Annotated in this window: 6 protein-coding genes; 1 reads left to right on the top strand and 5 read right to left on the bottom strand. The window is 52.3% G+C overall.

The window, feature by feature from the left end; genetic code table 11:
• A partial coding sequence (gene yidC / locus EJP87_RS12230) for a membrane protein insertase YidC (RefSeq protein WP_130472160.1) occupies positions 1-1,571 on the top strand: 1,571 nt, incomplete at its 5' end.
• Between the two features lie 57 nt (positions 1,572-1,628).
• Here the strand turns inward: yidC and EJP87_RS12225 are convergent.
• The 5 genes from EJP87_RS12225 to EJP87_RS18575 form a co-directional block, all read right to left on the bottom strand.
• Positions 1,629-2,795 carry a class I SAM-dependent methyltransferase gene (locus EJP87_RS12225; RefSeq protein ID WP_130472159.1) on the bottom strand — a complete coding sequence of 389 codons (1,167 nt, stop codon included), beginning with the start codon at positions 2,793-2,795 and terminating at the stop codon, positions 1,629-1,631.
• Between the two features lie 78 nt (positions 2,796-2,873).
• Positions 2,874-4,499 carry a bifunctional phosphoribosylaminoimidazolecarboxamide formyltransferase/IMP cyclohydrolase gene (purH, locus tag EJP87_RS12220; protein ID WP_130472158.1) on the bottom strand — a complete coding sequence of 542 codons (1,626 nt, stop codon included), beginning with the start codon at positions 4,497-4,499 and terminating at the stop codon, positions 2,874-2,876.
• A gap of 48 nt (positions 4,500-4,547) precedes the next feature.
• A complete protein-coding gene (locus EJP87_RS12215; RefSeq protein ID WP_130472157.1) occupies positions 4,548-5,834 on the bottom strand; it encodes an RsmB/NOP family class I SAM-dependent RNA methyltransferase in 1,287 nt (428 codons plus the stop codon).
• A complete protein-coding gene (locus tag EJP87_RS12210; protein WP_193771342.1) occupies positions 5,834-6,904 on the bottom strand; it encodes an AI-2E family transporter in 1,071 nt (356 codons plus the stop codon). The genes EJP87_RS12215 and EJP87_RS12210 overlap by 1 nt, the downstream gene beginning before the upstream one ends.
• Positions 6,864-7,049 (bottom strand): hypothetical protein (locus EJP87_RS18575; RefSeq protein WP_227657611.1); only part of this gene is annotated, 186 nt, incomplete at its 5' end. The genes EJP87_RS12210 and EJP87_RS18575, both read right to left, overlap by 41 nt.

Raw genomic sequence — 7,049 nt, 5'->3', positions numbered from 1 at the left:
AAGCAACCACCACTCCCACTGCAGAAGCAAAAGTGCCGGATGGTAAAGGTACGCCGGTCAGCAATGTCCAGGTTGGCAAAGGAAGTGAACCACAACTGTCTGCGCTGCAACCAAACCTTCCCCCGACGCAACGCGAAGCAGCAGCAGAGGTGAAAGAGGAGAAGTTGCTGCCGTTTGAGAATACCGTGTTTCGGGGTAAACTCTCCCTGACCGGTGCGCAATTGGTGGATGTGCAGTTTTTTAAATATTTGGATCAGTTGCCTCCTGCAGGAAAGCCCATCAAGTTTTTGCAGCGAGGTGGTGCCAAAGGTGCAGAACTGTTTTTTGGCGAGACAGGATTTTTGGCCAATACTGATATGACCATGCCTGGGCGGAAAACAGTCTGGTCGACAAAAAATCAGGAGGGAGTGCAGGGTGCAGGTGCCATGGATCTCTTTTGGGATAATGGCAGCGGGCTGCATTTTGAAAAAAACTTTATAATGAATACCGACTCTTACATGATGGTGGTGAAGGATCGGATCATTAATCAAGGGCAGAAGCCGGTGGTGGTGCATGGCTTTGCCCAATATGTGCGCACAGAACCCACTTTGGATCCAGGGCAAGCTGCCGCACCCTCTGATTTCCAGGGTCCAATGGGCTATCTGGATAAAGAACGGATACAGCATACCTATGAGGTATTGCGCAAACAGGATCAACAAAAAACGGCCAACGCCGGTTGGATCGGTTTTTCTGACAAATATTTTCTGGCTGCCTTGGTCCCAGGGGCAACCGATACGCAGAAAAAATATTATTTTGACTATGATGCACCGGTCTATCGGGTCGGATCGGTCTCCAAACCTTATACCGTCGAACCGGGTCAAGCAGTCACCTTGGAGACCTGGATGTATGTTGGTCCCAAAGAGATTCGCAGCTTGGAAAAACAGGGCATGGGTTTGGAACGAGCTATCGACTATGGTTGGCTGCACTTCCTGGCAGTGCCGTTGGTGGATATTCTTTTGTTCTTCAATGATTTTTTCCATAACTATGGCATTGCGATCATCTTTTTGACCATTCTGGTCAAGCTGTTGTTCTTTCCCCTGGCGGATAAGAGCTATCGCTCGATGAATGAGATGAAAAGGTTGCAACCCAAAATGGAGGAGCTGCGCAAGCTCTATGGCAACGATAAAACCCGTCTCAATCAGGAGATGATGCAGCTTTACCAAGCCAACAAAGTCAATCCCCTGGGAGGCTGTTTACCGATTTTGGTACAGATCCCGGTTTTCTTTGCCTTGTATCAGGTGTTGTATCTCTCGGTGGAGATGCGTCATGCCCCCTTCTTTTGGTGGATTCATGATCTGTCGATTCATGACCCCTTTTATGTCTTGCCGTTGCTGATGGGGGCGACCATGTTTATTCAAACCAAAATGAATCCTACCCCAGCCGATCCGATTCAGGCCAAGGTCATGCTCTTTTTGCCGTTGGTCTTTACCTTTATGTTTTTAACTTTCCCGGCAGGTTTGGTTTTGTATTGGTTGATCAATAATGTGCTGTCGATCATTCAGCAGGGCTATATCATGAAAAAGGCAGGGTAAGATCTGTGCACCATGCCTTGGTGAGAGGCATGGTGCGTACCATAACCAGAGGCGCTTCTAGCCTTGGTTTTTCTGCAGCAAACGCTGTTTGGCATTATGCAGGGAAAAGCCGGCTGGAAGCGGTTCATGGGGAAAATTCCGTCCTTGCATCAATACCTTGAACCGTTCTCCCATGCCCTGGGGCATCAATAAACGCATCACCGTCTGGCGAATCTCCTGCATGCGCTCTACCGATTGGCTGCGCGCCAACTGCTCCAAGCGCTGCAAAATTCCTAAACCCATTAAAAACCATGCCTGCGTTGTATAGCCAATAGTGTACAACCCCTGCTCCTCGCCTACCTCCGCCAGATCGGTAAAATGGACATGGCTGGTCAGATCCATCTCTCCAGGATGCAACAAGGGATTATTGATCTGTTGATGGCGGAAAAAGCCGGTCAAGGTGCCTTGGGGGAGGGCGGTACTGTGATAATATTCTGCTCTGGTCAAACCATAATCGATCGAGACAATCACCCCACGTCGCAAAATACGCGCTGCCTGGGCCATCCAGACATTGGCGGCACAGGCCACCTCGGTACGCATACCCAGCGGCAGGGTAATGCCAAGTCGCATAAAATGGTCGGGATGCAGCGGTGCAGCAACAGGCATCACAGCAAGAGACAACCCCTGTTCCTCTTGTACCACCGCCAATTCGCGCAATCCCTCGCTGTGCATCTCTACCCAGTGCACGGGAAAGGCATCCAAAAACTCATTGCTGAAGATGACCCCCTCCACTCCTTTTTCTTCCAACTCGTCCAGCGTGTTGCACCAACGAAAGCGTGTCATCGGACAACCTGCCTGTTGTAGCAGCTTCTGTTGTGCAGAGCAAAAATCGGGACTGATTTCCAGGATGGTATAGGAGAGAGCAGCGGCAAAAGCCGGAAAACGCTGGGCTGTACGGTAAATATCCAGCGCCAGGCGACCGCTCCCCGCTCCTGCTTCTACCAGTTCAAAAGTGGCGGGTTCACCCAGACGTTGCCAGATTTCAATCCATTGCAGGGTCAACAGCTCGCCAAACAGGGAGGTCATCTCTGGGGCAGTGACAAAATCGCCACTCCGTCCCAGGCGGGGGTGTTGTTTCATATAATAGCCATACTGCGGATGATAGAGTACCAGGCGCATATAGCTATGAAAGGGCAACAGGCCACCCGCTTCCTGGATGGCCTGTTGCAGTAAGGTGTGCATCATGGCAAGTGCTTTGTGATGGGATATGCGGTGGCCGAGGGAGCGTGCAAGAGAACAATAATGCGCCAGTCACCAGCCGGATTAATGACGAAAATGGCGGACTCCAGTAAACAACATGGCCATATTATGGGCATTGGCCGCTTCAATCACCTCTTCGTCGCGTACTGATCCACCGGGCTGTATCACCGCAGTTGCTCCTGCTTCGGCAGCAGCATCAATACCATCCCGGAAGGGGAAAAAGGCATCTGAGGCCAACACCGATCCTGCCACCGCACCACCCGGAGGAATGGCTATTCCCAGAGAGCGGGCCGCCTCTCCGGCTTTCCAGACGGCAATACGCGAGGCATCGACACGACTCATTTGTCCTGCTCCTACACCCACAGTGCAATGGTTGCGTGCATAGACGATGGCATTGGATTTGACATATTTGACCACTTTCCAGGCAAACTCCAGATCACGCAGTTCCGCATCGCTGGGATGGCGGGCGCTGACCACACGCAGTTCATTTTTTCGCAGCAACAAGGTATCCCTCTCCTGCACCAGAAGACCTCCGAGAACCCGTTTCATCTCCATCATGGTCCACTCTGGAGCAACCCGACCCGGAGCGGTGCTGCGTGCGGCAGTTTGCGTGGCCAAGAGGCGTACATTTTTTTTGCTGGCAAAAAGGGCGAGCGCCTCTTCCTCAAAGGATGGGGCAATGACCGCTTCTACAAACATGGCGGTCATCTCTTGCGCCAGCTCTTTGCTGACCGGACGATTGCAGGCAATGATGCCACCAAAGGCAGAGGTTCGATCACAATCGCGGGCCTGTTGATAGGCGGTCAGCAGATTGTCAGAGGAGGCGACACCACAGGGATTGGCATGTTTGACGATCACCACCGTGGGATCCTGAAACTCATGCACCAGTTCCAGAGCGCCATTGGCATCATGAATATTGTTGAAGGAGAGCTCTTTGCCTTGCAACTGATCGGCACGGGCCAAAGAGGGACGGGCAATCGGACCGGGTTCGGTATAAAAAGCAGCCAATTGGTGGGGATTTTCTCCATAACGCATCGATTGCCGTTTGTGAAACTGCATGGTCAAAGTTGCGGGGAAGAGTTGCGGCATTCCCTCGTCATCCAATGAAGAGAGCCAGTTGCTGATGGCACCATCATAGGCGGCGGTACGGGCAAAACAGGTACGCGCCAAAGCGGCGTTACGTTCTATAGAGACCACCCCTGCATGCGCATCCATCTCGGCAAGAACCACAGAATAGTCTCGTGGATCCACTATCACCGTCACGGAACGATAATTTTTGGCTGCTGAACGCAGCATGGATGGGCCACCAATATCAATATTTTCGATAGCCTCTTCCAGAGTACAATCAGAACGGGCGACGGTGGCTTCAAACGGATAGAGATTGACCACCACCATATCAATTGGCTGAATATCATGGGCTGCCATCTGTGCTTGATGGGCTGGATTATCACGTACCGCCAACAGGCCGCCATGAATCTTCGGATGCAAGGTTTTTACCCGACCATCCAGCATTTCGGGAAAACCGGTAAAAGCGGCTACATCCTTGACCGGGATGCCCAGTTGTTGCAGTGCTTTGGCTGTACCGCCGGTGGAGAGAATTTCCACTCCATGACGAACCAGGCCACTGGCAAACTCGCCCAAGCCACTTTTGTCAGAGACACTGATCAATGCACGTTTAATGATGGCCATGGTTTGTCACTCCTTGAACGAATAAGAATCCTCTGCAAAGTCGGTATTTTAAGAAGACCGCTGTAACAGAGCAGCAAAAAAACCGTCGGTTCCTGTTTTCTGTGGCAACAGATACACCATTGCTCCCGTGCAAGCAATGCTGGTTGGGAGAGTCAGTGGCATACTGCGAAAGGAGCGGTTATCGGCCAGAAAAGCTGCGATGACCTCTTGATTTTCTCGCGCCAACAAAGAACAGGTGACATACAAAAGGCGCCCACCTGGACGCAAAAGGCGGGAGCCCGCTTCCAGGAGAGCACATTGCCGGTAATGGTACGCCTCAACCTGGGCAGAGTGCAACCGCCATTTGATCTCGGGATGGCGACGCAAGGTGCCGCTGCCACTACAGGGAACATCCACCAATACTGCATCCGCTTTGTTTTCCCACTCTTTAAGGGGTTTATCCCGTTCGTGGCGTACCGCAACGGTGCGTATGATGCGCACTCCGGCGCGTTTGCTGCGTTGTGTCAGTCGTTGCAGACGTGCCGCTTCATTGTCCACAGCGATAATGCGTCCGCGATTGTGCATCAGGGCGGCCAGATGCAAGGTTTTGCCTCCTCCCCCAGCACACAGATCGACAAGCAACTCTCCGGGTTTGGGTTGTAAGAGTGGTGCCATCAATTGACTTCCTTCATCTTGCACCTCAAACCATCCTTGTTGAAAGGAGGGCAAGGTGTGCAGAGGCAGTCGTTGCTGCAGACGTACCCCCTGTGGAGCATGCTCTGTCCATTGGGTAGCAAGGCCCCTCTCCTGTAAGGTGCTTGTCAACTGCGCACGATTTGTCTGCAGGGTGTTGACGCGCAGATCGAGAGTGGCTGGTTGATTGAGTGCCAGACCTAAGGCGCACGCCTCTTCCACACCCCATTGTGCCGACCAATTTTGCCATAGCCAATCAGGGAGGGAGAGCTGTTCTGCCATCGATAAGGAGGGTTGTGGAATGTGCGAGGGAGGATCGATGTTGCCCAACAGATAGGCGAGGCGCTGCCAACCAGAGAGCTCTTGCCACCCTTCATGCAGGGCAATGGAGGCTGCTTGTACCAACTGTACAGCGTTTGCTGTTGTTCCAGCAGGCAAGAGCGTTTGCAACATCGCTTGCAAAAAACGGCGATGGCGCAGAACCTGATAGACCAGGTTGGCGATGGTGGTGCGAGCCAGGGAACCGCTATGCTGTTGTCGAAAGTGCTGCTCCACTATCTGATCGGCGGCAGGCAAACGCAGGGAGGCATCTTCTGCATCAGCCAGATCCGGGAGAATAGCCTGCAGCAGTTGGCTGGCTTCCTGAATAAGCGGGTCGGCCACTAATCAGTGCTTTCGGGAGTGATGGGTTGTTGCGGAATCAGCACCTCCAGGACACTTTTGAGCAATACCACCAGGGGTACGGCAAAGAAGACCCCCACCACACCCCAGAGAGAACCAAACAACAATACTGCCAACATAATGGTTGTGGGATGGATGCGCACGGTTTCGCCAAGAATCAAGGGGGCGACAATGTTGCCGTCAACCAATTGCAGGATGCCATAGATAAGCAAAGGGTGGAGCGCTTCCCAACTGGCACCCCACTGAAAAATGCCCAACAAGACCACCGGTATGGTGACCACTGCCAAGCCCAAAAAGGGAATCAAAACCGATAATCCAGTCAGCAGGCCGACCACAAAGGCGTAGCGAAAATCAATCAAGGCAAAGCCGATATAGCTGGTGATAGCCAGCAACAGCATCTCCCAAAATTTGCCATGAATATAGCCCCCGACTCCGGCGTTGACTTCATGCAGAACCCGCTCCAACAGAGCGCGTTCACCGGGCAGATAGCGTGAAAAGGCAGCCAGCAGTGGCTCCTTGTCCTTCATAAAAAAGAAGACCAAGAAGGGTACCAGAAGCAAATAGAGAGTCAATGAGATCAATCCTGGCACTCCACGCAACAGGAAGGTCACCGATTTACCCAACAGCTCTTGTGAATTTTCCACCAGATGCAACAACATGCTTTCCACCTGTTCCGGATTGAACAGACCGGCAGCCGATTCGGTCAATTGATGGGAAAGCTGTTTGATAGTAGTGGTAATGCGAGGGATCTCTTCGGAAATGCGTGCCAACTCCACGATGAGATGGGGCAGTAACACAAAGAGCAAAAGATTGAGCATCAGTAAAAACAGGCCAAATACCAACCAGACGGCCAGGATACGTGGGCAATGCAGGCGGCGTAGCGCTCGGATAATCCCTTCCAGCAGATAGGCAATCACCAATGCTGTCAGGTAGGGGGCCAAAGCGTGACCAAAAAGGTAGATAAGAAGTCCGCCGGTGACCAGAACCAGCATCAAACCGGCTATTTGGGGATCATGCAAACGACGCAACCAAAGACTGAATGGATTTTCCATTGCGTGCAAACCACTCCTTTGCTGGCAGGGAGAGCTTTTCATGCGCAGCAGTTTTCTTATTGCCTATTCTCACAGCATAAACGCTTGCCACAGGAAGCGCATTGATCTGTATCAGGATAGGCTGCAGCCGCAGAAGATGCAAGCG

It is taken from the genome of Candidatus Magnetaquicoccus inordinatus (assembly GCF_004217665.1).
Taxonomy (GTDB): domain Bacteria; phylum Pseudomonadota; class Magnetococcia; order Magnetococcales; family Magnetaquicoccaceae; genus Magnetaquicoccus; species Magnetaquicoccus inordinatus.
This window is presented reverse-complemented; position numbering and strand designations above follow the sequence as displayed.